This is a genomic window from Aggregatilinea sp., assembly GCF_036822615.1.
Taxonomy (GTDB): Bacteria; Chloroflexota; Anaerolineae; order Aggregatilineales; family Aggregatilineaceae; genus Aggregatilinea.
This window is the reverse complement of the sequence record NZ_DAISHJ010000001.1, coordinates 22,275-48,020: the sequence shown is the minus strand read 5'-3', so window position 1 is coordinate 48,020 and position 25,746 is coordinate 22,275. Positions and strand designations below refer to the sequence as shown.

Sequence of the window (25,746 nt, the reverse complement as noted above, 5' to 3'; positions counted from 1 at the left end):
TCGTCGAATGCCCCTCAGGGCCGGATTCCCGGATCAGACGGTTCCGCCTGCTGGGGTGTAATCGCTCGCCAGTTCGTCACGGTAAGCTGCACCTCCTGATCCAGCTCGTCCGCCAATGCGCTCTGCGCCGCGTAAACCGAAGCCGAAGACACCCAGTCTGAGCTGAGCACGGTCGCCGTGATAATCAACGGCGTCCCCGAAGTCAGCTTGACTTCGAGCACGTCGGCGTCCGTCAGTTCTCGCTCCAAAATGGTGCGTGCGGCGTCGGTTTGGCGTTCGGTCCGCACGGCGCTCAAAAAGGCGCTGCCCAATGGCACGGTCAGGATCAGCAGCAGCCCCAACGAGACGGTCCAGCCAAAGCGCGTTCGAACCCGCCGGTCAGGACGGAGGCCGAGCCACGCGAAGATCACTGCGCCCGCCAAGCTGATGCTCACGATGTTCGTCAAAAACAGCAGCGCAGCGCCCGATGCCAGCGTACGATCGGTGAACGCCAGCGCCAGCCCCACCGTGCACAGCGGCGGAACCAGGGCCGCGGCGATCGCAACGCCTGCCAGCGCCGAGGGAATGTCTTTCCGCGCCAGCGCATACGCACCTGCAGCCCCCGACGCCAGTGCCACGCCCATGTCGATCAACGACGGCTGCCCGCGCGCCAGCATTTCGGAAGTCGAAAAATTAACCGGCATCGCAGCACCAACCGCAATGGCTACCAGCAGCGCCATCAAAACGCCGAACACAGTAGTGATCGCCGCGCGGCGAAGCACCAGCGGCTGCCCCTGGACCAATCCAACGGAGAACGACATCAGCGGCGACATCAGCGGCGCGACCAGCATCGCGCCAATGATCACGGCGGCGCTGTTTTGCAGCAGGCCAAAGCTTGCCAGCACCGCGGAGAGCAGGATCAGCACAATAAAGTTGATGTTGACCGGGCTTGTTTCCAGCGCCACGCGTTCCACTTCGCTGCGCTCGTACGGCGTCAGTGTGGGCGACAGTCGTGCCAGCAGACGCCGCCCCGCCCGCTCGATGGCAGGCATATCTTCGCGCATGGCGCGCTTGGCGACAAGCACCGGGCCGGGCGCCTGGGTAAGCACCTGCTGCGTAACCGTCCCATAGATCAAGCGATCTAGCGAACTGCGTTCCGAAAACCCCAGCACGATCAAATCTTCAGGATCGGCCCGTGAAAGAATGCCCGCCGCAACATTCCCCGCCTGAACCACCTGCCGGTGCACCCGCTGCGCATTCGGCACGCCTTGCAGCGACGCCTCGATCCGTCCCAGGCCGTACCACGTTGGAGCATTGGGTGTCGTCTGGATGTAGACCGCCGATGCCTGCGCGTCAACAATCCCCGCCAGAAATACGCCAAATCGTGCAGCGATGTGCGAGTGTTCGCGCCCGTCCAGCGGCAAAATCACGTGCTCGATATCTTCAAACGCGTGTTTCATGTGAGGGGGATGCCGGAACACAAGCAGATCGCATGGCGCAATGCGCGCCACCGCGTCCACAACAGGGCCAAGCTCGACCTTACCCTTTGAAGGTGCTTCGAAGCCCATCAATAGCAGGGTCGCGCCCTGTTCGCGCGCCGCGTCAAGGATGCCGCGTGCGACACTGGTCGCGCTACGCGTGACCAGTTCTACGGGGGATCCGGCAGCCTGGGTCTCTTCGACGATCGCTTCGAGATCTTCGAGGGCTTCGCCGTCGTCCTCACCTGATCCCAGCACGACGTACAGGGCCGTGACCTCTCCATCCTGAGGGGCAGCGAGCTTGCACGCCAATCGAATGAGGCCGGGTGCGGTGGAAGGGTTTGCGACCGGGACCACCACACGCCGGGTATCGACCGAGGCACGATTATTCTTTTCATCGCCCATAGGTTGCTGCCGAGTTTCCACGGTTCATTGACTTAGGACAAAAACAACGTTGAGAGTACAATCGCCAGAATCATACACTCCAATTCGACATGGCGAAACCTCCAGGAACGCCGTAAGATATCGTCACAGATCGACGGGAAGGATGGACAATGACCAAACAAACAGGACTGTGGGGCATGTTCAGGCGTCTCGCCGGTGAAGAGACGATCGATCGTGCAGCCTTTGAACACGCTGAAGCAATTGGCGACATCGCAATGAACTACGGGATACGCATCCTCGAAGCCACACCTGATCGCGGTGCGCGTCCCTGGCGTAAAGTCGAGCTTCACCTCATCAACGAAACGCTTGCCCTGCTGGGCCCCGCATTCTACAGCCCGTTTCTGGCCCACCCGCTGGACCTCTGGATCGATCGCACGCCGGGTGGTGGTGGCTACGGCAGCGGCACCCTGCGGATCGGCGATCCCGGCCACGATCCGTCGCTGCTCTACCGCGTCTTCCTGCACGAAGGCACACATGCCAGCAACGAGTACCGGGGCTGGCCCTACGAGCGCCAGTACTGCATGCGCCCTGGCTTCGACTGGCGGCGGGAAGGCAAAACCTGGGTTCATCCGCGCCAGCAGGGCCGCGCTGCGGAAGCCGGAACGTGGGAAACGCTGCCGGTCGATTCGCGCGATGTCAGCGTCGCGCCGGGCGAGGATCTGGCTGAGACCGTGCGCTATTTCGTGCACTCCGTCCGCGACGAACGCGCCTACCTGTGGCCGCTGGATCAGACCAAACCGGCGACCTACTTGTGGGACACCTCCCCGACCCGCTTCATTTTTGTGCGCGACATCTTCCTGGCCCTGCCCCCGACTCATATCTGGTACAGGACGCTCGACCCTGAGGTCGAGGCTCGCGTCGCGCAGGTTCTGCGCACCGCTTAATTCGCCCATCGCACTCGCGGAGAGAGAGCGTTATGTCCGATCCCGCCAGCAGCACCGCCCAGGAAAGCGCCTCGTTTCCGGGCATCCGCGGCCTATCCGCTGCTGAAGTACAGGAGCGTCTTCAGCGCGGCCAGCGTAACGTCATGCCGGTCAAGACGAGCCGTACCCTACCGCAGATCCTCCGCGAGAACTTCGCCTCGCTGACCAACGTCATCCTGTTCGGCATCATGATCGTGCTGGTCATCATCGGGGAGCCGGGTGACGCGTTCGTCACGGGCGGCGTCGTGCTGATCAACGTGGTCATCGGCGTCTTTCAGGAGTTGCGCGCCAAACGCCAGCTCGACCGCATCGCCCTGCTGACGCGCCCCAAGGTAACCGTCATCCGCGACGGCCAGGAGGCGCAGATCGATCCCGGCGACGTGGTGCTGGATGATGCCTTGGTCCTGCACCCCGGCGATCAGATCGTGGTCGATGGGCGACTGCTCACCTCTCGACGCATCGACGTGAATGAATCGCTGCTCACCGGCGAATCGGACTTCGTGCCCAAAGAGAAAGATGACGAGCTGCTTTCGGGCAGTTTCTGCGTAACGGGCAGCGGCGTTTACCGCGCCGAGCGCGTCGGCAGCGACAGCTTCGCCAACAAGCTCACTGCGGGAGCGCGCGAATATCGCCGCGTGTGGACGCCGCTCCAGAGGCAGATCAGCATCCTGGTGCGGTCGCTGGTCGTGCTCGCCATTTTGTTTTCGATCCTACTGTTTCTGTCCTTTGCCGTCAAAGATGAGCCCTTCCGCAACGGCGTCAAGTCCGCCGCCGTGGTAATTTCGCTGGTCCCTCAGGGCCTCCTGCTCATGATCACCGTCGCCTATGCGCTCGGCGCGGTACGTATCGCGGGGCAAGGGGCGCTGGTGCAGCAGATCAATGCCGTCGAGTCGCTGAGCAACGTAGACGTGCTCTGCCTGGACAAAACCGGCACGCTGACCACCAACCGGATCATGCTGCGCGACGTGGTGCCCATTCGCTGCGCGGAAGCCGAGCTGCGGCAGCTTCTGGGCGACTTCGCCGCGAGCACCGGGCGAGTCAACCGCACCGCCGAAGCCATAGCCGACGCGTTGCCCGGCCAGGCCAAACCCATCACAGCGGAGGTTCCATTCTCATCCGAGTACAAGTGGAGCGGCGCGACCTTCGGCACAAACGGCGCATCGAACACGCTCATTCTCGGCGCGCCCGAAGTCCTGCTGCGCTACGTGCCGGATGGCGACGCGCTGAACAGCGACATCGGCGCGTGGGCCGACGAAGGGCTGCGCGTCCTGATCTTCACGCGCTGCGGCGCAGCCTTGAACGGAACCTCCCAGGACGGACCGCCGCAGCCACCCGGCGACCTGGAACCGCTCGGCTGGCTGACGTTTTCGGACGAGCTGCGCCCCGGCGTCAAAGACGTTCTGGACAGCTTCCGCGAAGCGGGCGTCGCGCTCAAGCTGATCTCCGGCGACAATCCGCAGACGGTCGCAGCCCTGGCGCAGCAGGCCGGGATCAGCCGCGAGGTGAGCGTCGTCTCCGGCCTGGATCTGGCCGAGATGAGCGAAGGCCGGTTCACCGAAACCGTCAACGAAGCGACGGTTTTCGGGCGCATCACGCCGGAACAGAAGCAGCGCATCGTGCAGGCTCTGCGCGCGGATGAACACTACGTCGCCATGATTGGCGACGGCGTGAACGACGTCCTGTCGCTGAAGCAGGCCCAGATGGGTATTGCGATGGAAAGCGGCAGTCAGGCCACGCGCAGCGTCGCGGATATGGTGCTGCTGGGCGATAAATTCAGCGTTCTGCCGGAAGCGATCAAAGAAGGCCAGCGCATCCTGAACGGCATGCAAGACGTCATGCGTCTGTTCCTGACACGCACCATCTACGCCGCCCTGCTGATCATGATCACCGGGTTCATCGGCGCGAACTTCCCCTTCACGCCGCGCCACAACGCCCTGCTCACGACGCTACCCGTTGGCATTCCCGCCGTCATCCTGACCGTCTGGGCCAGCGCCGGGCAAACGGATAAACGCGGCCTGCTCAAAGTCGTGGGCGAGTTCGCGCTTCCGACCGGTTTCAGCATCACGATCGTCGGGCTCGTTGTCTACCTGCTCTACCGCGACCAGAGCGTCGAGCTTCAGCGCACGATGTTGACCCTCACCGCGCTGTTCTGCGGCCTGTGGCTTATCATCCTGGCCGAGCACCCTGTCGAGGTGTGGAAAAGCAGCGCGCCGCGCACCGATAATCCGCGCCGCCGTTGGCTTGCCCTTGCGATGCTGGGCGCATTTGTCGTCGTATATATCGTGCCGCCGATGCGCCACTTCTTTGAGCTGTCGGTTCTGGGCTGGGCCGATTTTGCGGTCGTCATTGCGGCGGCAATCCTTTGGGCTATCGCCATCCGGCTGCTGTGGCGCTATGATGTGTTCACCCGCGTATTCATTCCAAAGGAGTGAGCCGTGGAACCGGCCTATATCATCATCGCGGAAGATGGACATATCACGCTGTTCGCTGGCGATGGCACGGAGCCCGAGCCACCCGTCATCTGGCGCGGCCCTGTCGCCCTGGACGGTCCGCAGATCGCCCAGGTCATCGAAGAGATGGTGCAGTGGGCCACCGAGAATGGCTATGCCGTCGTGCTGCCCCCGTACGAGCTTCCTGAAGAAACGGTCGAAATTGAGCCATTGGAGCAGGATTACGAAGTTGCAGATGAGGGCGAGATCGATCAAATGCTTGACGACCTCTATTTCTTGGATAATAATGAAACTTCCAGTTTGGATCGCTAGCATCTCTGTGTGAAACATCCAACCGCGCCGCATTGTCGGGCGCGGTTGTTTTTATCTCACCAGAGGATGCCCGTTCACCGTTCAACCGCCCTGCTCTGCTGCCCTGAAAAACGGTAGATAAGGATTGAAGATCATGCACCGCAGTGTATCTGGTCTTGGTTTTGCTATGCGCCGGTTCCGCGCAAAGCTGTTTTACCGGGACGGAACCAGTGTGTTCAGCGTCCTGGCCGTGCCCGATTTCCGCAACCTGTGGATCGGGCAAATGATCTCGATGCTTGGCGACGCTGTCGCGTACAACACGATGCTGTTCGCCATCATTCGTATGGCCGACGATGCAGGAAAGGGATCCGGCTCAGTCATTGGCCTGTTGGCCGTGATCGGCGCGCTGCCCACGCTCGTCCTGGGCCTCGTGGCGGGAACCGTGGCAGATCGTGCCAACCGCAAACACATGATGATCATCGCTGACCTGATGCGCGGCTTCATTACGCTGGCCTATTTGTTCGTGGACGAATGGGACAAAGTCTGGATTTTCTTCGTCGTGTCAGTCTCATCCAGCGTCGTCAGCGCGTTCTTCTATCCGGCGCGCACGGCTCTCGTGCCGATGATCTTGAATAAGAAAGAGCTGCTGGCTGCAAATGCCTTCGGCCAGTTGACACATACACTGTCATTCGTCGTAGGGGCGGCGCTCGCGGGCATCCTCGTCGGCTGGGCTGATGCGACGGCCCCGGCGTTTATCATCGACAGCCTGTCGTTTTTCGTGTCCGCCTACTTCATCACGCGCATCAGCATTTCGGGCCGCGTCACACGCCAGGGCGCCATGCAGGCCGCTCAGGCAAGCCTGAATACGCTCGGCAGCGCCCTGGACAGTATCTGGAACACCGCGCGGGCCATGGCAGGCGAGCTGGTCGTGGGCGTGCGCTACACCCTCACTGATACGATCATGCGCGGCGTACTCATCAGCTTTCTGGCGATGATGTTGGGGCTTGGCGCGGCAAATGTCACCTTCGTACCGCTGCTCGTCAACGAGCTGGGCATGAACGAAGCGGGCATTGGCCCCATTCGGTTCTCGCAAACGGCGGGCATCATCCTGAGCAGCATGGCAATCTCGACCCTGGCTGCGCGCTACCGGGCACGGAATCTGATCGGGCTGGGTATGCTGGCGTTCGGGGTGACCACGGTGCTCGTGGCCGTCACGCGCAGCTACTCGCTGATGATCGTCGTGCTGTTCCTGGTCGGGCTGACTATCTCTCCGCCCCAGATCATCGCGGCGACGTTGATGCAGCAGCATGTGCCCCAGGAAAAGCTCGGACGGGCATCCGGCGCACAGAACACCATCGTCAACGTGGCAAACATCGCCTCGATGGGCGCGGCGGGCTACCTGATGGACCCTATCGGCGCGCGCAGCGTGTTCGCCTGGGCGGGCGTCATCATTTTCTTGGCGGGGATCGTGTCGTGGTGGGCGCTGCGCGACGTTGACGATTCGCCGCAGCCCGCGGCACAGGCATCTGAGGAAATGAGGCTCAGCGAGCTGGCACCCGAAGGGCTCGCCGGGGAATAGTTCAAAAAATGAGGGCGGATCAGTTCCTGCGATCCGCCCTCGGCTCTGGCGTCTACAGGTGGAACATAATCTTGCCGCTCTCGCCGCTCATGAAGACATGATAGGCTTCGTCAAATTGTTCCAGAGTAAACTCATGTGTCACGATCTGGCTGAGATCAACTGCGCCCGATTCGAGCAGGCCGCGCGTCTGGTACCACGTCTCCCACAGCCGCCGTCCGACGATACCGCGCACGATCGCACCCTTGAAGATGATGTGCTGGTTCAGGTCAAAGGTGAACGGTCCCGGTGCGAGGCCCAACAGCGCCGCCTCGCCGCCTTCCTTCAGCACCGTGAAACCCTGATCGATGGCGCTAGGCGCGCCGGACATTTCGAGCAGCACATCCACGCCTTCATCGCAGGTCGCCTCAAGCAGCTTGCCGACCACGTCTTCTTCCAGCACGTTCACCGTCAGATCCGCGCCCATCTTGCGCGCCATCGCTAAACGGTAGTCGCTGATGTCGGTAGCGAACACGCGCCGCGCACCCGCTGCCTTGGCCACGGCGATCGCCATGATGCCCACCGGGCCGCAGCCGGTCACCAGCACGTACTTGGCCGACAGATCCTGCGCCATGGCCGTATGCACGGCGTTGCCGAAATTTTCTTCGATCACCGCAATGCGCAGCGGCAGATCGGGCGGATTTTTCCACGCATTCTGGGCGGGCACAGCGACATATTCGGCAAATCCGCCGTCACGATCCACACCCAGGATTTTCGTGTTTTCGCAGATATACTCGCGTCCGGTTTTGCAATAGAAACATTCGTTACACACGACGTGACTTTCCAGCGAGACGTAATCGCCCACCTTCACGCTCGTCACGTCATCGGCAACCTGCGCGATCTCGCCCGCGATCTCGTGACCGACCACAAACGGCGGCTTGAGGCGGTTCTGCGCCCACTCATCCCACTTATAGATATGAAGGTCCGTCCCACAAATCGACGCGGCACGGACCTTCACCAGTACTTCTCCGGGGCCGATCTCCGGCACAGGCCATTCGGTCAGTTCAAGGCCAGGGGCGCGTTTGGCCTTCACCACGGCCTTCATCATCTTCGGTAGGGTATCCGTCATGTGTATGGCATCCTGTGGCAGCGAAAGCGCTAGATAAACCTCACATGCGGCTGATTCTAGCCCCCATATGCAGCCGCAACAAGTCCAAAAAAGAAAGGGGCATGCGGTCGTCTGCATGCCCCTCGTGTTTAGTGTATGTTCCGAACCGGCGTTATTCCGCTTCGGGCATGGGCGCCCACGCGGTCAGCGTAACGCCTTCCACTGCCGGGATCGCAGCGATCGTCGCCAGAATGTTCGCGTCAGGCATGGCCGTCTGGTAGCCGAACGCGCCTTCTTCCGTCTGCAACGACAGCAGCCAGTCCTGCGGGGTATTCCAGTCGGCCAGATCTTCGCCCGCCGCCAGCAGTGCCTGAACCACGACCGAAGTCGAGTTCACATCGCTGTCGGTGCCGTAGTCGCTCGGGCTCTGGTACGGCCAGCCGCCGTCCTCGTTCTGAATGGCTTCGAAGTAGGCCAGCGCCGCGTCAACCGCGTCCGCCTGATCCGTCAGGGCCAGCGCCTGCACGCAGATCGCGGTCGTGTTGCTATCCGCAGGCTGATCCGGCCCGAAGCCCCAGCCGCCGTCTTCCGTCTGCGCGCTGATAACTGCATCCACCGCGCCTTCAGGAAGCTCGACGCCCGCGTTTTCCAGCGCGGTCAGCGCCAGGCAGTGATCGAACGCGCCGGTTCCGAACAGGCCGCTCTCGTCCTGCAGCGCGAGCAGATCGTTCACCAGATTATGCCCGCCGAACGCCGTGACGTCCTTGCCGCCCGCGATGACCGCATTGGCGACTTTCGCAACCTGCCCGGCAGCCGTGACGTTCCCGGCCTCAACCTGCTGGCCGAGGAAGTAGTACGGATTTGCCATGTCCGGCGATAGCACCGCATTAGGATCTTCACCCGCCGCGACAAACGCGATAATCGCGTCTGCCGTCGTCGTCAGATCGCTTTCCGGCGCGTAGCCGGTCGGGAAGCCGCCATCCGCATTCTGGATCGAATCCAGGTAATCAACCGCCGCCAGCGCGGGATCGGTATCGTCTTGCGCGAACGCAGGGATCGCCAGCGCCAGGATCAGCGCCAGCGCCACAATAGTGCTCAACAGATGAGAACGTTTCATCAGGATCATGCTCCTCGAAATTGAAAAAAGACAACATGCAGGGGAAAGTGAGCCCAATAAAAACAGCGCCTTTCCCGACGGTTAAGAAAGGCGCTGTTCTAGCTCGCTGAGAACAGCATGAATCACCTCCGATCCGCGAGAGATGGGTAATGTATATGGCGGTCCAGGCGGGTAATCTGGCTCTGCGAGGCTGTGAAACTCCTCGCACAACAGTTGCGGGACAGCGCCGGACTTGGACCGGCTTCCCCCATTACGACGAACGCTTCCGGGCGTTCGTCACCTGGACGTTTCATAGTTGTTAGACAATGGCAGGAAGTATAACGCGAGCCGCGGGGGGTTACAATGGTCTACTCCTGCGAAGCGGCTCCATTTCCCACGGCGACCACAAACGCGATGGCATGTTCCGCCGTGTGGCTGAGGCTGATCTGCCACTCGCACAGCCCGAGTTCCTGCGCGAGTTCCGCTGCCGCCGCGTGCAAATGCAGGTGCGGCGCGCCGCGATCGTCAGACGACACTTCGATATCGATCCAACGCACGTCCCCAATGCCGGTTCCCAGCGCCTTCGCTGCCGCTTCTTTCGCGGCGATGCGCGCCGCCAACCGCACGGGAAGATCCTTGCACTGCGCGCGCTCGGCAGGCGTAAAAAACCGCTCGAAGAACCGATCGCCATACCGGTTCATCACGCGCTCGACGCGCTCGACTTCGATCAGGTCCACGCCAATACGCAGCATTACGCCTCCGACTGCGCCTCAGTGGGGGCGCTTTCGGAAAAGTCCGGCAGTTCCGGCCCGGCCAGCGCCAGCGCGTACACGTCCGGGTCCAGGTAACGCTGCGCGGCATCCAGCGCCGCCTCCGGTGTGATCGATACAATCAAATCGGGATAGCGGCGCAGGTAGTCCAGCCCCAATTCGTAGCGCTCCATCGACAGGATCGAGCCAGCCACGCCCTCGTTCGTCTCAAGCTGGAGCGGCAGCCGCCCGATGAAATTCGCCTTCACGTCCGCCAGCTCTGACTCCTGAACCGGCTCGCTGACGATCCGCCGGATCTCGCCGCGAATGGCCTCCAGCGCCCGCTCGACGTTCGCCGGATTCACCCCCGCGATTACGCGCCACGGGCCCGGCCCCATACCGCCATCGAGGCGGCTGTAGCTGTAATAGGCCAGCCCACGCTTTTCACGTACTTCCGCGCCGATGCGTCCGTACATCCCAAACACGCCCAGCACGGCGTTCGCCAGGGTCGCGGCCTGCCACTCGTCGGCGCGGCGCGGTGGTCCCGGCACACCGAGCACCAGATCGATCTGGCTTTTGTCCGGCAACGTGATCGTCTGCGTGCGCGCCGCGTCCAACCCAACACCGTCCGGCGCCAGCGGCATTGCAGGCTGATCGGGATTCTCCCACGCGCCGAACGTCTCCTCGACCAGTGACAGCGCGCGCTCGGCATTCACCGCGCCGACGATCACCACGAGCATTCCACGCGGGCCGTAATGGGTGCGGTGAAACGCGGACATCTGGTCACGCGTGATGGCCGCCACCGTCGCCAACCGCCCTTCGGGCTGGCGGCTATAAGGATGCCCTGCGGGATACGCCAGTTCGCGGAAAGTCCTTGCGGCCATATACCGCGTGTCCTTTTCACGGATCTTCAGTCCGGTGATGATTTCACCGCGCAGCCGCTCCACCTGCCCCGTGGGAAAAGCCGGATGTCGCAGGGCGTCTCCCACAAGATCGAACAGCATCGGCAGATCTTCGGCCAGTCCCTTGCCGGAGAACCCGACCGTATGCAGCCCGCCGCTGATCGACAGACTCGCGCCGTTGCTCTCCAGCAACTCGTGAATGGCCGCAAAGTCGCGCGTCTCCGTGCCGCGCAGCAGCGCGGACGCCGTGATAGCGGCGAGTCCGTGCGCATCAGGCGGATCGAACGCCGCGCCTGCATCCAGCGACCCGGCCAGCACGACCGAACGCGCGTTGAAGTTCTCGCGCACCAGCACCACAATGCCGTTGGACAGCTCACGCCGGATAATATCATCCGGCCCCGGCAGGGATTCAACAGGTAATGTCATTGCGTCAGCCTTCCTGCCCGCTGTTCGTGGGGATAAACCAGCCGACCGTTCGCTGCGAGCGGCGGAAATACCGGCGTGAGGCGTCCTGTACATCGTCCAGGGTCACTGCATCGAGGTGATCCAGGTAGTGTAGATACCACTCGTAGCCGGAAAAATTCTCAGAGAACGCCAACCAGAACGCCTGCCCGGTGACGCCTTCCGTGCCATACGCAAACAGCGCTTTCGCCTGCTTTTTCGCCCGGTCCAGTTCGGCCTGCGTCAGATCGCCTGCCACCAGCCGGTCGATTTCGGCATCCAGCGCGGCCTGCACTTCCTCGATCTGGCGACCATCACGCACGGTCAAGATGACGCTGAACAGGTAGGGATCGATCGACGGGTACAGTCCGCCGCCCACCGATGCCGCCAGTTCCGTCTCGACGAGCGCGCGATATAAGCGCGAAGTCTTGTTGCCAATACCATCACCCCCCGGTGCGCTCGCGCCCGCCAGGATGCTGTCTACCAGAGCCAGCTTGAACCAATCGGGATCGGTCGCTGCGGGCGCGCGGTACGCGGTGAAGATCGTCGCCGCGCTGCCTTCGCGCTCCACGCGCACGCTGCGTTCGCCTTGCTGCGGCGGCTCCGGGCGGTTGAACAGCGGCGGCGCGGCGCCTACCGGAATCGAGCCGTACAGCGCCTTGATCTGCGCCAGCATCTCGGCGCTGTCGAAGTCGCCCACGGCAACGGCGATGGCATTATTCGGTGCGTAAAAGGTCCGGTAGTGGGTATACAGATCGTCGCGGGTCATGGTATGCAAATCGGCCATGTCCCCGATGATCTGGTGGTGGTACGGGTGCACGCGGAAGGCCGTCGCACGCACCGCTTCCGACAGCCAGAAGCCCGGCGAGTTCTCCGATCCCTGGCGTTCGGAGATGATCACCGTTCGCTCGGATTCCACTTCGTCGGGATCGAACGCGGCATTCTGCATCCGGTCGGCTTCGGCTTCCAGCGCCAGCGCGATCCGGCTGGCAGGCATCGTTTCAAAGTAGGCGGTGTAGTCATACGAGGTCTGCGCGTTCCAGATGCCGCCCTCGCGGTCCACGGCCTTATCCAGCACGCCCGCGGGATACTTTGGCGTGCCCTTGAACATCATGTGCTCGACCCAGTGGGAGATGCCGGTGTGCCCGGTCGGCTCGTTGCGGCTGCCAACGCGGTATAGGACCCACCAGCTGATGACCGGCGCGGTGTGCACCTCTTTGAGCAAAATGGTAAGGCCGTTGTCGAGTATGTGCCGGGTTACGCCGTGCCCCTCACCTGGCATTCCAAGTCCTTCCACTACAGCGCCGACCGTCTTGTGCCCTAAGTTTAGCAGGGATGCCGATCCGTGGCATCCCTGCGTAAAATGACCATGTATGCCCCCGTCTGCCGGGGATTCAGGCTTTTTAGCCGTTATAGCCGCGCCCGATGCCGCGATAGGTGAAGCCCACGCTGCGCATCTCGGCAGGCTCGTACAGGTTGCGCGCGTCGATCATCACCGGCGTGGTCATCGCCTCTTTCACGGCCTTCATATCAAGGTGCTTGAACTCGTTCCAGGGCGTCATCACGATCAGCGCATCTGCGCCGCGCGCCAGCACATACGGGTCCTCGCACATCTCGATGAACGGCATGATGCGCTTGGCGACATCCATCGCCACCGGATCGTACCCACGCACAACCGCGCCCTGCGCGTGAAGCTGCTCCGCAATCGTGATCGACGGCGCATCGCGCATGTCGTCGGTGTTCTGCTTGAACGCCAACCCCAGCAGTGCCACCGTGCGCCCTTCCAGGCCATCCAGCAGCGTATCGACCTTGGTCAGCACGTGATGCCGCTGGAACGCGTTAATGTCCATCACGGCCTGCAGCAACTGCGGATGACGCCCATGCACCTGCGCCATGTGCGCCAGGGCCTTGACGTCCTTCGGGAAGCACGAACCGCCATACCCTACCCCGGCTTCGAGGAAGTGATGCCCGATGCGCTTGTCATAGCCCATGCCGCGCGCCACTTCTTTCACGTCCGCGCCCAGCGCCTCGCAGATGTTAGACATCTCGTTGATGAAGCTAATGCGCGTCGCCAGGAACGCATTCGAGGCGTACTTGATCATCTCCGCCGTGCGGAGATCGGTGACCATGATCGTGGCGCGCAGCGGCAGGTGAAGCTGCGCCACGCGTTCGGCGGCTTCCATGTCCGTCGAGCCGAGCACCGTGCGATCGGGATTGAAGAAGTCGGTGATGGCCGAGCCTTCACGCAGGAATTCGGGGCAGCTCACCACGCTGAATGGCACGGACGTGGGCTGGCTTTCGCGCACAATGTCCGCCACCCAGTCCCCCGTACCAACCGGAACAGTGGACTTATTCACAATCACCAGCGGGTGCGTCATAGCCTTGGCGATGCTTTCCGCCGCCATGCGCACGTACTGCAGATCCGCCTCGCCGTCCACACCCTCGGGCGTGCCCACGGCGATAAACACAAATTCGGCATCCTTCAGGGCTTCGTCATAGGACGTCGTAAAGAACAGGCGCCTGGCGCGCATCGTACGCTCGACGATCTCGCCTAGGCCCGGCTCGTAAATCGGCAGGACGCCTTTGCGCAGATTGGCGATGCGCTCCTCGTTGATATCGAGCGCCGTCACACAGTTACCCAGGTCGGCGAAACAAGCCGCGGACACCAGTCCGACGTAGCCGACCCCAACAACGGTGATGTTCTTCATAGATTGATCCTCACTGAGTCTAGACACTCACCGCACCGGCCCCTACCCCACGGTGGGCACGTTACGGCTGATCAACTGAACAGAACTGGAACGGATAAGGAATGTCACATATGTTGAATGTTATGCGCCGGATTGAGACATGCCTTGATCTTGCAGCAGCATGGAAGCCACGTTACGCCCCATCTCGACCGCATAATTCGTCCCGCGATCCCACGGGTAAACCTGACTCATACTGGCGAAATACAGCCCCGGTATCGGTGTGCGCAGATCGGGGATGGCCTGTGAATGGTTTACGAATGGAATCGGCTGCGCATACTTCACCCGGAAGACCCACGACTTCCGAATCCAATCCGGCGAAAACGCGGGGTTGAACGTCTTCAGCGCCCCGGTGAAATGCTCGACCAGGGCTTCGTCGCTCATCGAAAAATACTCGTGATCCGGTTCGACATAATCCCCGCAGTAGACGATGTGATCGCCGCCATAATGCGCGCGATCCATATAGTTGGTGTGTTCCACCAGCGCCAGAAACGGAAACTCTGATTTCGACTTGTCGGGGTTATCGGAAGGCAGGCTGAGCCAATATGTACCGTCGGTCAAAAGCTGGTGCTTCAACGCCAGCACAACCACCACCGCGCCCATACTTTTCAGCGCGCCGAGCTTATCCTGATACGCGGCGGGCAGGCCGGGCGCGAGACGTTGCATGATGTGCGGCGAGCTGGTGCTGATCACCGCGTCGAACGAGTGCGGTTCCCCGGCCACGGTCACCGTCAGGCCGCCTTCGGGCCGCTGCTCGATGCGCTCGACGGGCGTATTCAGGCAGATCTTGACGCCCAATTCCCGGTCACGCGCCGCGAGCAGTTCCAAAAACGCCTGGAAGCCGCCTGCGAACGTGCCCAGCCGCGGCGTGCGCTTGTAAACCCGTGCCCAGAACCATGCCATGTTGACCTGATCGTACACGCGGCCAAACTTACCGATCAGCAGCGAGCGCCAGACGCGCTCGTACGCCTCGCGGCCCATCGTGCGCCGCAGCCATTGATCGGCGGTCACGCGCTCCATCGGCTGCCAACGGTCGAAAAACCGCAGGTACAGGCCCGTCAGCCCGTAGCGAACTTTCGCCAGCAGCGAAATCGGCAGGCGTAGATTAGCCGTCACGATGTTGGGACGGTCCATCTGGTAAATCTTGCCGTCCAGCCACAGCGACGTGATCGGGCGCGGAAACAGCAGTTTGTCCCCGACTCCCAGTTCTTTGACCAACCCTAACACGGCATCGTCGTTAGCGAACCAGTGATGGTAAAACTTTTCGAGCGTCCACTCCCAGCCTTCGTCGCGGAAGCCCGCCGCCAGACCGCCCACTTCTGGCCCGGCTTCGTAGATGGTGACGGCAGCCCCGGCACGGCTGAGATCATATGCTGCCGCCAGCCCTGCCGCCCCCGCGCCAATGATCGCCACCTGCTGCGTCATCCGATTCTTGCCTCACCTTCCAGAGCGATAGGCTGCTCGGATGCACGGTCTTCGGATGCCGCTTGCTGTGCGCGGCGGAAGTCGCTCCATCCAAGCCCCTCACGGTAAAGATAGTAAAACCCTAACAGGGTAATCGGCAACCACAGCGCCGCATGCAGCACCAGCGTATACGACGCGGCAATCGTTTCGCTGACGCCGTAGGCCTTGAGCGTCGCAATACCCGGCGTATCAAATGTGCCGACATAACCGGGCGAGGACGGCAGCGTCGTCGCCAGATTCACCACGGCAGTCATGACCATCAGCACGAAGAAGCTGACCTCGAAGTCAAAGGCGTGCATCACGAACCAGTATTTGGTCGTTTCCGTCAGCCAGATGAAGATCGAGGATACCAGGGTCATCCACACGTCGCGCGGGTGGCGCAGGTTTTCCAGCCCCAGCATAAAGTGATCGGCCAAGCCCTGAACCGGTACGCGAAAACGGTTCGGCAGCAGCCGGTCGAACAGCCACATATAAAGCTGGCGCGTCCGCTCGGGACGCAGCGCCATCACCAGAAACACCATGAACGCGCCCCAGAACAGCAGCGTCGAGAGCACGACCACGTTGCGCAGCCAGTCTTCGTTGAAATCCGCAAAGGGCAGCGCGACGAACACGAAGATCAACATCACCAACCCGTCGAATATGCGCTCGATGACGATCGTCGCCAGACTGGCAGGGATGTTCACCCCTTCGTTGCGTTTCAGCACATATGCACGGATCACTTCACCCGCGCGGAAGGGATAGACGTTGTTCCCCATGTAGCCGATCACCACGACCGGGAACAGCGCCTTCAGCGAAATCGGCTTGATCGAGCGCAGCAAATAGTGCCACCGCCACGTACGGCCCCACACCGCCAGAAAGTAGACGGCGACCGCCGGAACCAGCCACCCCACGCGCGCGTGGCGCACATCGTCCCACACGTCACCGAGGTGCAGCCCGCGCAGTCCGAGGTAAAGAAATAGCGCGCTGACGGCGATGCCAAGAGCCAGCGTCCACCAGCGGCGGGCAAATTGAATCACTTGTCGCCAGTTCAAACAGACGATCCTTTCAGCCAACACAAAAGGGCAGCGGGGCATTCTACCCCAAAGCCCCTCCTGGCGCACTATCTATCCAGGTGGTACACGCCCACAGCGCGTTTTCCGCAAAAAAACAAAAGACGGCGCTGTAACGGCGCCGCCTTGAGGAAGTGTTATATGTGGTTGGGTGCGGCTAAGATTCAGCCGTCACCGAGCTCGGGATCATGTCAGCAAGAACACGCTCAAGCGCCATCGTATGGCTGCACACGCCGCGTGACTTAAAGAAACTGCAGTCGCAATCCCACTTGCCATCCTGATAGGTAACAGTATGCGGATTATTTTCACCCTCAAGGGTTACCTGGAACGACGTAAAATGAATTCTGTCGCGCTGCTCAGCGTACCGCTTGGCCTTTTCGATCTTGCTGATCATCCCGTAGTCCATAGCTCGCCTCTCCTTTAAGCTAACTTAATAACAAAAAAGCACGCGGGAATAAAACCCCCGCGTGCTCTTGTGGGCAAATGACAACGTGATTGGCTTAAAACGCTCATAGGTTAATCTTCCTTAATTTCTGCCAGTATATGAGAAGTCCCTCCTCCTGTCAATAATTGGAATCTCAACTTTGGCTAAAGCAATGGACGCGGCTGGGGCAGCGGCTCAAACGCGTCCGCGATGGTGATCCCTAACATTCCGCCTGCCACAAATCCAATCGTCCCCTCTGCCAGGATCGCCACCGAACGAACCGGTACCGCGGGATTGGTGGAGATCGCCGCCGTGTCGTCATCGAGCGGATCGAGCGCATCCAGCAGGTCCGGCACTGCCGCCTGCCAGAGCGGAACCAGCCTGCCGTCCAGTATGCGAAGGGAGGCGCTTTCGGCAGTCGCAACGAGGCTGGCATCGGGCGCGATGTCTACAGCGGTCAACGGCGACCGGGCACGCGTCTGCTGCCGAATTTGCCCTGCCGTATCGATCAGGAGCGCCTGCACCCCGGCCACCACGAGCGCCGCATCGGGCGCATCCGGCAGGGTGAGCAAACATCCGCTGGCGGCGTCTGCTCCGTCGAGCGTATAGGTGCCCATCGCCAGTGCCTGCTGGAAGAACTGGAGCCGCGAGTGACCATCAAGCGCCGCCACGGTCCCAAGTTCCCGATCCAGCGCCACCGCCGCCAACGGCTCGTCAGACTCGCGTTCGAGAGGGGTAATATCGCCATCGATCTCAACCAGCAGATCCCGGTCGGTATGCAGCACCCGGAACCGGCCATCATAGCTGGTGTGGATCTGCCACGCGCCCGCTTTTACCACCGGCAGCCAGGTGCCGTCCGGCGCGCGCAGTCCATCCAAAAAGTCGCGCCAATTTGCCGTGTGCGGCGCATCTGCCGGTGGCGCGGGCACGGTCAGCTTGCCGAGATAGTCCGCGTCGTACGCGCCGAAGAAATACGCTTCCCGAGGCGATCCCCATACCGCGACCAGCGGCGGATCGCACGCCAGCAGGTGCACCGCGCCCAGGGGCATGTCCCCCAACCAGATTCGCCACCCTATGGAGTCGGCCATGCCTGCTACTCGACGTCGTTGATAATCAAGTGCGCGCCATTCGGCAGTGATACCGTCAGCCCGATCTGGAACGCATCGGTGTTTTTTAGCTTCAACGTGCCGTTGATCAGCAGATCGTAGCGCGTTACGTCATATTCGTAGGTCGGCTGTCCACTGCCTTCACCCAGGCTGAGTGTCAGCGCAACATTTTGCGGCACGTTCAGGGTAATGCTGCCGTCTCCGGTGCGAATCACGCCGGTCATCACAGCATCAGAGGGCAGCGACACGTCCAGGTCGCCCTCCCCCACTGCCAGATTAAGCTGCCCGATCCGCAGCGGGCGCAAGTTGGCGCTGATGTTCCCGGCATCGCCCCCCACGGTCAATTCTTGCAGCGACACAACCACGGGCAGCGTGAGATCGAGCGTGCCGCGTCCGTAGGCTTCCAGTTTCGGAAGGGCGTCTTGCTCCGCCTCGGTGATTGAAAGGCTGGAAACGTCAGCCTCGGAGGACCACTCGAAGCTAACGTCACTTTCATCACTGCCCGCATAGTCTGCTCGGACCTCGCGGCTGTCGCCTTCAACCGGACTGATCGTGATCTCGGCCCTGTTTACAGCCGCATCAACACGAAGCTGGCTGGCAGTGTCCTCGACCGCCTGAGCGAATGCCGCCTGCTTGTCGGCCCGCACCACGTCCGCCTGTTTCGCGTAGGCCAGCCACACGATCGCGGCCAGCGCCACCAGTGTTCCAACCAGCGCAACGACCGTATAACTGACGCCCTGCTGCCCCAATCGCAAGCGGCGGCGACCAATCAGCAGATCGAATCCGAACAGAATCAGCAGCACGGGCCACGACCGCAGCAGGATATCGGTCGCAGCATCCGGCAGCACATCGACCGTCGCCAGCAGCCACAACGCGCCAATCGCGACAATAAGCAGAGGCCAGATGACCATACGCCGGGAGGCTGTCATGCGGTTCTCCTCCACAGTTGTTTGAGGGCCAGCACCAGCCCGAAGGCCAGCAGCATGACCGACAAGAAGACGTCGCCGTTCGCGCCGTCGAGCATGCCCAGGCTGCGTGCCAGCAAGATCAGCCCCATGGCGATCACGAGCGCGCCGATCAGAATGACCGTCTCAGGGCGTGGGGCAGTTCGCGTGCGCCGGTCGGACAGATCTTCAAGATCCTCCAGCGTTTGTGCGGGCAGCGTCAGCCACAGGACGAGGTAGAGCAAAATTCCCGTGCCCGCCGTGAAAACGCCCAGGACGACAAAAACGGCGCGAACCCACCACGGGCCGACGCCAATATAAGCGGCCAGGCCGCCGCACACGCCTCCCAATACGCGATCGATCAAGCTTCGCGTCAAGCGCTGTGAACGCATGCGATCCATCCTTCAAAAGCGGCGATGTTCAACCCGTGACTATACTCGCTCTGTGCCAGCACGCAAGTAAACGCTGGTCCCGTGGCAGTATACCTCAATCCACCAGTCATTGTAGGCGTCTTGCTTTTGGAAACACAAGGTGAGACAATCGGGCCATCTCTTTGAATACCGAAGGAAGCACGCATGTCTCCCGTCGATTATCGCGCGGTTACAGATGTTGACTTTCGCGCTTTCACCGCTGCTTTCAACCTTGCTTACAGTGACTATTTTACCCCAATTTCGATGACCGTTTCCTCGTTTCGCTCGCTGATCGAGCGCGACGACTTAAGCCTGCAGGATTCGGTGGCTGCGGTCGAGGATAAACGCATTGTCGGGACCGGCTTGTTGGGCATCCGTGACAATCACGGGTGGATTGGCGGCATGGGCGTCGTGCCCGACCACAGGCGGCGCGGCATTGGCCGCCACATGATGCTGTTTCTGATCGAACGTGCCCGCCAGCACGGTCTGAGCCACATCGATCTGGAAGTCATCGATCAGAATTATGGCGCGCACGCGCTGTACCTCAGCCTGGGGTTCATCGAGACTCGCAGCCTGGTGTCCGTCGAGCGCGAACCCGGCATCCCCGCCAATCTGGAAGCGATTGGCGATTACAATGTGCAGGAACAGGCGGTCACTACCCTGCTGCCCCACTACAACGACTTTCACACGGTCGAAAACTGCTGGCAGCGCAGTCTGCGCTCGCTTGAGCTGCTGGTGCCGCACATCGAAGGCTGGTCCGTCACATTGGGCGACTGCCTTGCCGGGTATGGGCTGGGCTGGGCCGGGCGCCACGGCGTCCGCCTGATTGATTTTGCGATGAACCCGAACGGCGATCCGCAGGCGGCAGGCACCGCCATGCTGACCGCACTGCATTCCCGTTATCCTGATGCGCCCGGCAGCACCTACAACACGCCCGCTGACGATCCCGTTCTGCAGGCCTATTGGCACCTGGATTACCAGACCAGTCTGAAGCAGATCGAAATGCGTCTGCCGCTGGCCTAAGCAAGACGGCAAAAACAATCTTCTGTAGTTCCAAAAAACAAGCGTCCCTGTTATTTTGCCAGGGACGCTTTTATTGCATGACACTCTAGCGCCAGCGTTACTTATACGGCGACCGGACGAAGCGCAGAACCATCCTCACGCGCCCCAGCTCGACCTCGTCGCCGTCGCGCAGGCGATAGCGGCGGTTTGGCTCCAGCGCAAAGCCGTTGATCCGCGTCCCGTTCGTGCTGTTCAGGTCTTCGATATAGAGCGCCTTATGTTCGTTATCCTGCACGATCGTCGCATGGCGGCGCGAAACACCGCGATCCTGCCCGCCATAGGGCGTCAGATCGAGTTCGGGGAAGAAGTTAGCGACCGGATCGCTGCGACCCAGCGTAACCTGCTCTTTGATCTCGATGCCCACGGTTGTTTGTGTCTCACCGCCGATTTGCAGCATCAGCCGCCACGGTTGGGCCAGACGAGCTGTCTTTGGGCGTCCCCCGGTCGTCGAATCGGCAGCAGCCGGGTTGCGCTCGACCAAATCATCAAGGATCGATGTCTCGCGCTTGATGGGCTTCGCTTCAGGCTGAGTCGATGATTCGTCCGCCATTACAATTCCTTTTGACAGTTCCAGTTACGGTCGAACGGAAGGATTACGGGGTACACTCAATTCCATTATACTCCGTCTTTTCATATGCGCAGAATTGTGGCCGCAATGGGCGATCGAACCATTCTTACGCAACGCCAGGATTCGTTACTTACCATGTTCAGGCAAGTCAGCCGCACGGATTTATGGATGCTCCTCTTTCCCCTCGTTCTTGCTGCGATTGCAGGGATGCGTGCTGCTTCCGCCAACTCATCGTCCGGAGCTTCGACATTGGGCGTGGACGATCTGGGCACGGTTCCCGCGCTCACGCAGCCTGCATTAGTGGACGTCAATGGAGCGACTGCGGCGATCTGGCAGCCCGCAGATAAATCAGTCACCCTTTTGTATAGAGAGATAAATTCCTCAGTAGATACCCACGCCTTGCTGCCCTACCCGGACATCGAGCCGGAAGCCTGGGCAGCGGTCCCCGCCGGGCCGGACAGCTTTCATCTCGTCTGGCGCGAACATGGTGGCGGGCTATACAACGCGCTGATCGATTTGCAGGGCCAGACGCTGCGCGGCCCGATCCGACTGTCGCTGCCGGTCAATGCGCGGTTCGAGATGCTGCCCCTGTCCGGCGGACAGGGGCTCATACTGGCCTGGGAGCCCGGCGACCCGACGGTAACAGGCGCGGTCATCGACAGTACGGGGCGTCCGCGTATCACGGGCAGCCGTGCATTTGCGTCCCTTCAAATGTTCACAGCAGGCATCGACAGCAGCCAAAACCTGCATGCAGTCTGGATCGTATTGGGTGCTGGCGGCACAGCCGAACTGTATTACAGCGACAGCAGCCTCGACTCATTTTTCGACGCCTCGCTTCCGGTCCCCGCACCGCTTACCAGCATCGATTTGAGCGAGATGGACACCATCACGTCGCTCGATCTGGGAACTGATGCCAGCTACGGGTACGTGTTGGTTGGGATTACTTCGGCTGATCGGCCCGATGCGGAGCGCGTTCTGCTGCTCAACCTTCCGCTGTCCGATCCTTCCGCGGCGGTTACTTCGACGCTCGCGCTGCCCTCTGATCTGGCGGCATGGAATGACGCCGCGTTGTTTGTTCCGGCGGCAGAGGATCGAGCGGCACTGCTCCGCTGGCCGCGCTTCGCGCAGGGTCAGTCGGCGCAGCTTCGCGCAGTAGTGGCTATACGAACTGTTCAGGGCTGGCAGCCTGTGCTGGTCGCATTCGATGCGGGGCATGTTGTCGCAGCAGGTATCGCCGCTGAAGATGCGGTCGATGGCGGCCCAATCACCGCTGCAATTGACGGCGACAGCGATCCGGTCCTGGTTTGGACCAGTCTGCAAAACACCGAGCCACACCTGTTGGCGGCTGCCGCTGATTTCCACGACGCCTCGCCGGATCTGAGCGCCACGATCCTCGCCGGGATGGCAGGGCTGCCGCTGGCGGCGCTCTGGCTGGCCCTGCCCACGATGATGCTTATCGTCGCATCGAAGTTCCCGAATGCGGCGCTGTGGATCGCTTCGGCGCTGTACGCGGCGCTCAAATTGCTGTTTCCATCCGGTCTGTTCCAATGTGGTCCCGCCCTGCTGCTGGCGCTCGATGCGACAAGCATTTCCGTGCCCGTGGTCACCGTGCTGCTTATTGCGCTGATCGCGGCCTCGGCCTATCGTCTCTCCGTGCGATTTTCCCTGCCGCTGTGGGCACGCTGGATCGTCTACGGCGCGGCGGATGCGCTTCTGACGTGGCTTGCATTTGGCGCGAATACAACACCGCACTAGCGGCGATGGTCACTCCAACAGCCAAGCAACGGCGAGGCGTCGGTTTGTGGCGGGACTTTTGCGCTACAATACACGTCGTTTTGCCCATCTCGGAATGCTCGCACTGCATTGAGTGAGGATTAGAATGCGGCCATTGATCCCGGCATCAAAACGTACCATCACGCTTTATCTTCTGGCAGCGCTCGTGGTGAGCCTGTCATTGAGTGTCGCGCCTGTGGCGGCTTATCCCCAGGCGCAGAGTGATACTCCTGTCACCCTGTATACGGCGGCGGCGACCACTACGACGCTCGATCCCCTGCTGATTTCGCGCTTCGATCCTACGTCACACGATCTGGTCGAGAACCTGTTCGTGGGCCTGACCCGCTTCGACCCGGTGACGCAGCAAGTCGAACCCATGATCGCGGAGTCGTGGTCGGTCAGCGATGACGGCCTGACCTGGACCTTCAACCTGCGCGACGACATCCAGTGGGTGCGCTACGACGCCGGCACGGATGCAGTGACCGCCGTACGCCCGATCCAGGCAGGCGACTTCGTGTATGCCATTCAGCGCGCATGCAACCCGCTGCGCCCCTCCCCCGTCACCACCAATATGATGCTGGTCCAGGGCTGCCAGACGGTTGCGAACGCCTTCCCCGAAGTTATCACCGATCTGATGATCGCGCGTGAAATCGGCGTGCGCGCAACCGGCCCCTACACGCTCGAAATCGACATCGTCGTGCCAGCCTCGTACTTCCCGACGCTGGTGAGCACATCCGAGTTCCGTCCGGTAGCACGTGAAGCGGTCGCGGATGAAGGCGACTGGACATCGGCAGAGCGCATCATCACCAGCGGCCCGTACGCGCTCAAGAGCCGCAGTGCGTCGGCCATGACCCTGGTGCGCAATTCGCTGTGGCCGGATGCGTTTTCCGGCAACGTCGATCAGATCGAAGTGGCGCTGACGGACGCGATCGGCTCGGCGGTGCCCTACGATATGGTGCGCCTGACCGCCGCAGAAGCGGACGCGCTGCGCACCAGCGCATCCTCGGCACTCGCCGCCACACCGGCCAACCAGATCACGGCGCTCGGCTTTGCGACCGATCGCGCCGTGGTGGACAGCACCGATGCGCGCCGTGCGTTCTCGCTTGCCATCGACCGTCAGGCGCTCATCGATCAGTTCTTCCCGAATCAGGCGGTGCCAGCGCTGGCGTTCACCCCGGCAGGGGTCGCTGCCGCGCCCGACGTCGAGGGGCTGGGCTTCGACCCCGCCGCAGCGCGCGCCGCCTTTGCAGCGGCGGGTTACCCCGACTGCACGAACCTGCCGGAACAGATCATTGTGCTCGTGCCGGAAGAAGATCCGATCTGGACCACCGCCGGACAGTTCCTCGTGGACCAGTGGGTCGCCAATCTCGGCTGCGCGGCGAACATGTTCCAGGTCGTGCCGCTGGAGCGCAAGCTCATGATCGAATTGAGCCACGGCACGTACGACTCCGAGGCCGTGACACGTTCCCACAGTTGGATCGTACAGTGGAGCGCCGACTATCCCGACGCGAACGCCTGGATCAACGACGCCCTGCACTGCCGCTACGGCTGGATCAGCACCGGGCGCGCCTGCGACCAGGGTGATTCCGCGCTGGATCGCGCTGTCACCGAGGAGGATCTCGACGCGCGCACCCAGGACTACGCGACCGCAGAAGAAGCCATGTTCGGCCCCAACGGCACGTTCCCGGTCATTCCGCTGTTCGTCACCACGACGACGTGGATTCAGCAGCCGTGGCTTACGGACGTGAACGAATACGGCGCGGCGCGATTCGATCTATGGACGATCGATCCGGACGCGCAGTCCGCGCGCTAGCCGCTGGATCTGAAAAATACAAAAGCGGGCGTTCTTTGAGAGAGCGTCCGCTTTTTGATTCTTACCTGAATATAGTTTGGCTCGATCAGTCTTCGCGCCGGAAGGAGATCTGGTAGGACGTGATCAGCGACGAGTCGCTGCCGCAGGGCACGGCCTCAACCGACTGCTGCGCCGCCCCCGCGCTTGCCACCGCCACCGTATAGGTGCGTCCGGCTTCCATCACGAAGTCGCCATACTCGGGGCCTTCGTCTGGCACGAGACCCGTATAGAACAGATCCGACTGATCCCCGGCCCACGACACGCGCACCGGCACCCCCGCGATACCCTGCCCGTTGTTGTCGTACACATTGACCTGGATCACCCCATTCACGTCCGAATCGCAGAACGGGTTGATTCGCGCCAGGACATAACTGCCCGCGAACGAGACAGTCGCAGTCGGCGCGAACGGCGTCTCCGGCTCGCTGGTAAACAGCACCGGCGTGGGCGTCTTGGTGGCGGGCGGCGTCAGGGTCGATGTCGGGAACGGCGTTGGCACCTGCGTCACGAAGTTGACGGGAGCTGGGGTCGGATATTGCCCGTCCGCGCACCCGCTCGCCCCCTGCGGGCGATAAAGCTGTTCCAGCGCGCGCATCACGACAACGTCGCTGTTTGTCTTCACCTGCACGCGCTTATGGCGCTCGCACGCGATCTGCGCGACGACCGTCCACACGTCCTGGCTGGGCCGCAGCTGGCGCAGGCGGTCGAACGCCAGTTGGAGATCCTGGTTCTCGGCATAACTGAGCGCCACCGCCACCACGTAGTCTTCCCGCGCGCTGTCGGAAAGCTGCCAGGGAGCTGTGTTCCGCTCGATGACCGGATCGATCTCCCAGGTATAGATCAGCGCCAGCCCGATCCCCACGGCAAGGCCCAACAGCAGCCCCAGGATGGAGATCCCGCGCAAAGAACGTTTTGGCTCACGAACACGACTTGGACG

The 25,746-nt window shown here is 61.8% G+C and carries 22 protein-coding genes and 1 riboswitch; of the genes, 7 read left to right on the top strand and 15 right to left on the bottom strand.

Features of this window, described 5'->3' with window-relative positions; translation table 11 throughout:
- Positions 1-14: 14 nt before the first annotated feature.
- Positions 15-1,862 carry a DUF389 domain-containing protein gene (locus V7116_RS00230; protein ID WP_324389180.1) on the bottom strand — a complete coding sequence of 616 codons (1,848 nt, stop codon included), beginning with the start codon at positions 1,860-1,862 and terminating at the stop codon, positions 15-17.
- A gap of 149 nt (positions 1,863-2,011) precedes the next feature.
- On the opposite strand from V7116_RS00230, the gene V7116_RS00225 reads away from it, so the two are divergent.
- From V7116_RS00225 to V7116_RS00210, 4 genes are all read left to right on the top strand, one after another.
- Entirely contained in the window at positions 2,012-2,785 is a 774-nt protein-coding gene (locus V7116_RS00225; RefSeq protein WP_324389178.1) for a hypothetical protein, read from the top strand.
- Between the two features lie 32 nt (positions 2,786-2,817).
- Positions 2,818-5,256 carry an HAD-IC family P-type ATPase gene (locus V7116_RS00220; RefSeq protein ID WP_324389176.1) on the top strand — a complete coding sequence of 813 codons (2,439 nt, stop codon included), beginning with the start codon at positions 2,818-2,820 and terminating at the stop codon, positions 5,254-5,256.
- Positions 5,257-5,259: 3 nt separating this feature from the next.
- On the top strand, positions 5,260-5,586 hold the full coding sequence (locus V7116_RS00215) for a hypothetical protein (RefSeq protein ID WP_324389174.1): 327 nt from the start codon (positions 5,260-5,262) through the stop codon (positions 5,584-5,586).
- A 133-nt stretch (positions 5,587-5,719) separates the two neighbouring features.
- Positions 5,720-7,144, top strand: a complete 1,425-nt coding sequence (locus tag V7116_RS00210) for an MFS transporter (RefSeq protein WP_324389172.1) — start codon at positions 5,720-5,722, stop codon at positions 7,142-7,144.
- 52 nt (positions 7,145-7,196) lie between these two features.
- Here V7116_RS00210 and tdh read toward each other — a convergent pair whose 3' ends face one another.
- The 12 genes from tdh to V7116_RS00150 form a co-directional block, all read right to left on the bottom strand.
- The gene (gene tdh / locus V7116_RS00205; RefSeq protein ID WP_324389170.1) at positions 7,197-8,249 is read right to left on the bottom strand and encodes an L-threonine 3-dehydrogenase; all 1,053 of its coding nucleotides are present in this window, start codon (positions 8,247-8,249) and stop codon (positions 7,197-7,199) included.
- A gap of 151 nt (positions 8,250-8,400) precedes the next feature.
- A complete protein-coding gene (locus V7116_RS00200; protein WP_324389167.1) occupies positions 8,401-9,345 on the bottom strand; it encodes a prenyltransferase/squalene oxidase repeat-containing protein in 945 nt (314 codons plus the stop codon).
- Positions 9,346-9,494: 149 nt separating this feature from the next.
- Positions 9,495-9,644: riboswitch (cobalamin riboswitch) on the bottom strand.
- 48 nt (positions 9,645-9,692) lie between these two features.
- Positions 9,693-10,076 (bottom strand): holo-ACP synthase, encoded by a 384-nt coding sequence (gene acpS / locus V7116_RS00195; protein ID WP_324389165.1) that lies wholly within the window; start codon positions 10,074-10,076, stop codon positions 9,693-9,695.
- Positions 10,076-11,401 (bottom strand): M16 family metallopeptidase, encoded by a 1,326-nt coding sequence (locus V7116_RS00190; protein ID WP_324389163.1) that lies wholly within the window; start codon positions 11,399-11,401, stop codon positions 10,076-10,078. The genes acpS and V7116_RS00190 overlap by 1 nt, the downstream gene beginning before the upstream one ends.
- Positions 11,402-11,405: 4 nt before the next feature.
- Positions 11,406-12,698: a M16 family metallopeptidase gene (locus V7116_RS00185; protein WP_324389161.1), complete on the bottom strand. Its 1,293-nt coding sequence runs from the start codon at positions 12,696-12,698 to the stop codon at positions 11,406-11,408.
- Positions 12,699-12,819: 121 nt separating this feature from the next.
- Positions 12,820-14,124, bottom strand: coding sequence for a UDP-glucose dehydrogenase family protein (locus tag V7116_RS00180; RefSeq protein ID WP_324389159.1), 1,305 nt, complete (start codon positions 14,122-14,124; stop codon positions 12,820-12,822).
- Between the two features lie 120 nt (positions 14,125-14,244).
- A complete protein-coding gene (locus V7116_RS00175; protein WP_324389158.1) occupies positions 14,245-15,585 on the bottom strand; it encodes an NAD(P)/FAD-dependent oxidoreductase in 1,341 nt (446 codons plus the stop codon).
- Complete coding sequence (locus V7116_RS00170; protein ID WP_324389156.1) at positions 15,582-16,655, bottom strand: lysylphosphatidylglycerol synthase transmembrane domain-containing protein; 1,074 nt, start codon at positions 16,653-16,655, stop codon at positions 15,582-15,584. The genes V7116_RS00175 and V7116_RS00170 overlap by 4 nt, the downstream gene beginning before the upstream one ends.
- A gap of 175 nt (positions 16,656-16,830) precedes the next feature.
- A complete protein-coding gene (locus V7116_RS00165) occupies positions 16,831-17,079 on the bottom strand; it encodes an SWIM zinc finger family protein (protein WP_324389154.1) in 249 nt (82 codons plus the stop codon).
- A gap of 182 nt (positions 17,080-17,261) precedes the next feature.
- Entirely contained in the window at positions 17,262-18,185 is a 924-nt protein-coding gene (locus V7116_RS00160) for a hypothetical protein (RefSeq protein WP_324389152.1), read from the bottom strand.
- Positions 18,186-18,190: 5 nt separating this feature from the next.
- Complete coding sequence (locus V7116_RS00155; RefSeq protein WP_324389150.1) at positions 18,191-19,132, bottom strand: LiaF transmembrane domain-containing protein; 942 nt, start codon at positions 19,130-19,132, stop codon at positions 18,191-18,193.
- Positions 19,129-19,539 (bottom strand): PspC domain-containing protein, encoded by a 411-nt coding sequence (locus V7116_RS00150; RefSeq protein ID WP_324389148.1) that lies wholly within the window; start codon positions 19,537-19,539, stop codon positions 19,129-19,131. Before V7116_RS00150 ends, V7116_RS00155 begins: the two co-directional genes overlap by 4 nt.
- A gap of 183 nt (positions 19,540-19,722) precedes the next feature.
- On the opposite strand from V7116_RS00150, the gene V7116_RS00145 reads away from it, so the two are divergent.
- Positions 19,723-20,580 carry a GNAT family N-acetyltransferase gene (locus V7116_RS00145; protein ID WP_324389146.1) on the top strand — a complete coding sequence of 286 codons (858 nt, stop codon included), beginning with the start codon at positions 19,723-19,725 and terminating at the stop codon, positions 20,578-20,580.
- A gap of 97 nt (positions 20,581-20,677) precedes the next feature.
- On the opposite strand, the gene V7116_RS00140 is transcribed toward V7116_RS00145, so the two are convergent.
- Complete coding sequence (locus V7116_RS00140) at positions 20,678-21,169, bottom strand: FHA domain-containing protein (RefSeq protein WP_324389144.1); 492 nt, start codon at positions 21,167-21,169, stop codon at positions 20,678-20,680.
- Positions 21,170-21,586: 417 nt separating this feature from the next.
- On the opposite strand from V7116_RS00140, the gene V7116_RS00135 reads away from it, so the two are divergent.
- Both V7116_RS00135 and V7116_RS00130 read left to right on the top strand, forming a co-directional pair.
- Positions 21,587-22,942 (top strand): hypothetical protein, encoded by a 1,356-nt coding sequence (locus V7116_RS00135; RefSeq protein ID WP_324389142.1) that lies wholly within the window; start codon positions 21,587-21,589, stop codon positions 22,940-22,942.
- A 124-nt stretch (positions 22,943-23,066) separates the two neighbouring features.
- The gene (locus V7116_RS00130; protein ID WP_324389140.1) at positions 23,067-24,773 is read left to right on the top strand and encodes an ABC transporter substrate-binding protein; all 1,707 of its coding nucleotides are present in this window, start codon (positions 23,067-23,069) and stop codon (positions 24,771-24,773) included.
- 85 nt (positions 24,774-24,858) lie between these two features.
- Here the strand turns inward: V7116_RS00130 and V7116_RS00125 are convergent, their stop codons facing one another.
- On the bottom strand, positions 24,859-25,713 hold the full coding sequence (locus V7116_RS00125) for a hypothetical protein (protein ID WP_324389138.1): 855 nt from the start codon (positions 25,711-25,713) through the stop codon (positions 24,859-24,861).
- Positions 25,714-25,746 lie beyond the last annotated feature (33 nt).

Excerpts from the sequence above, each read along its gene's own strand:
- V7116_RS00140 (WP_324389144.1), bottom strand. The coding sequence starts at position 21,169 with ATGGCGGACGAATCATCGACTCAGCCTGAAGCGAAGCCCATCAAGCGC.
- V7116_RS00130 (WP_324389140.1), top strand. The coding sequence starts at position 23,067 with ATGCGGCCATTGATCCCGGCATCAAAACGTACCATCACGCTTTATCTT.
- tdh (WP_324389170.1), bottom strand. The coding sequence starts at position 8,249 with ATGACGGATACCCTACCGAAGATGATGAAGGCCGTGGTGAAGGCCAAA.
- V7116_RS00220 (WP_324389176.1), top strand. The coding sequence starts at position 2,818 with ATGTCCGATCCCGCCAGCAGCACCGCCCAGGAAAGCGCCTCGTTTCCG.
- V7116_RS00210 (WP_324389172.1), top strand. The coding sequence starts at position 5,720 with ATGCACCGCAGTGTATCTGGTCTTGGTTTTGCTATGCGCCGGTTCCGC.
- acpS (WP_324389165.1), bottom strand. The coding sequence starts at position 10,076 with ATGCTGCGTATTGGCGTGGACCTGATCGAAGTCGAGCGCGTCGAGCGC.
- V7116_RS00190 (WP_324389163.1), bottom strand. The coding sequence starts at position 11,401 with ATGACATTACCTGTTGAATCCCTGCCGGGGCCGGATGATATTATCCGG.
- V7116_RS00175 (WP_324389158.1), bottom strand. The coding sequence starts at position 15,585 with ATGACGCAGCAGGTGGCGATCATTGGCGCGGGGGCGGCAGGGCTGGCG.
- V7116_RS00180 (WP_324389159.1), bottom strand. The coding sequence starts at position 14,124 with ATGAAGAACATCACCGTTGTTGGGGTCGGCTACGTCGGACTGGTGTCC.
- V7116_RS00200 (WP_324389167.1), bottom strand. The coding sequence starts at position 9,345 with ATGAAACGTTCTCATCTGTTGAGCACTATTGTGGCGCTGGCGCTGATC.
- V7116_RS00225 (WP_324389178.1), top strand. The coding sequence starts at position 2,012 with ATGACCAAACAAACAGGACTGTGGGGCATGTTCAGGCGTCTCGCCGGT.
- V7116_RS00185 (WP_324389161.1), bottom strand. The coding sequence starts at position 12,698 with ATGCCAGGTGAGGGGCACGGCGTAACCCGGCACATACTCGACAACGGC.
- V7116_RS00145 (WP_324389146.1), top strand. The coding sequence starts at position 19,723 with ATGTCTCCCGTCGATTATCGCGCGGTTACAGATGTTGACTTTCGCGCT.
- V7116_RS00150 (WP_324389148.1), bottom strand. The coding sequence starts at position 19,539 with ATGCGTTCACAGCGCTTGACGCGAAGCTTGATCGATCGCGTATTGGGA.
- V7116_RS00165 (WP_324389154.1), bottom strand. The coding sequence starts at position 17,079 with ATGGACTACGGGATGATCAGCAAGATCGAAAAGGCCAAGCGGTACGCT.
- V7116_RS00230 (WP_324389180.1), bottom strand. The coding sequence starts at position 1,862 with ATGGGCGATGAAAAGAATAATCGTGCCTCGGTCGATACCCGGCGTGTG.
- V7116_RS00160 (WP_324389152.1), bottom strand. The coding sequence starts at position 18,185 with ATGGCCGACTCCATAGGGTGGCGAATCTGGTTGGGGGACATGCCCCTG.
- V7116_RS00155 (WP_324389150.1), bottom strand. The coding sequence starts at position 19,132 with ATGACAGCCTCCCGGCGTATGGTCATCTGGCCTCTGCTTATTGTCGCG.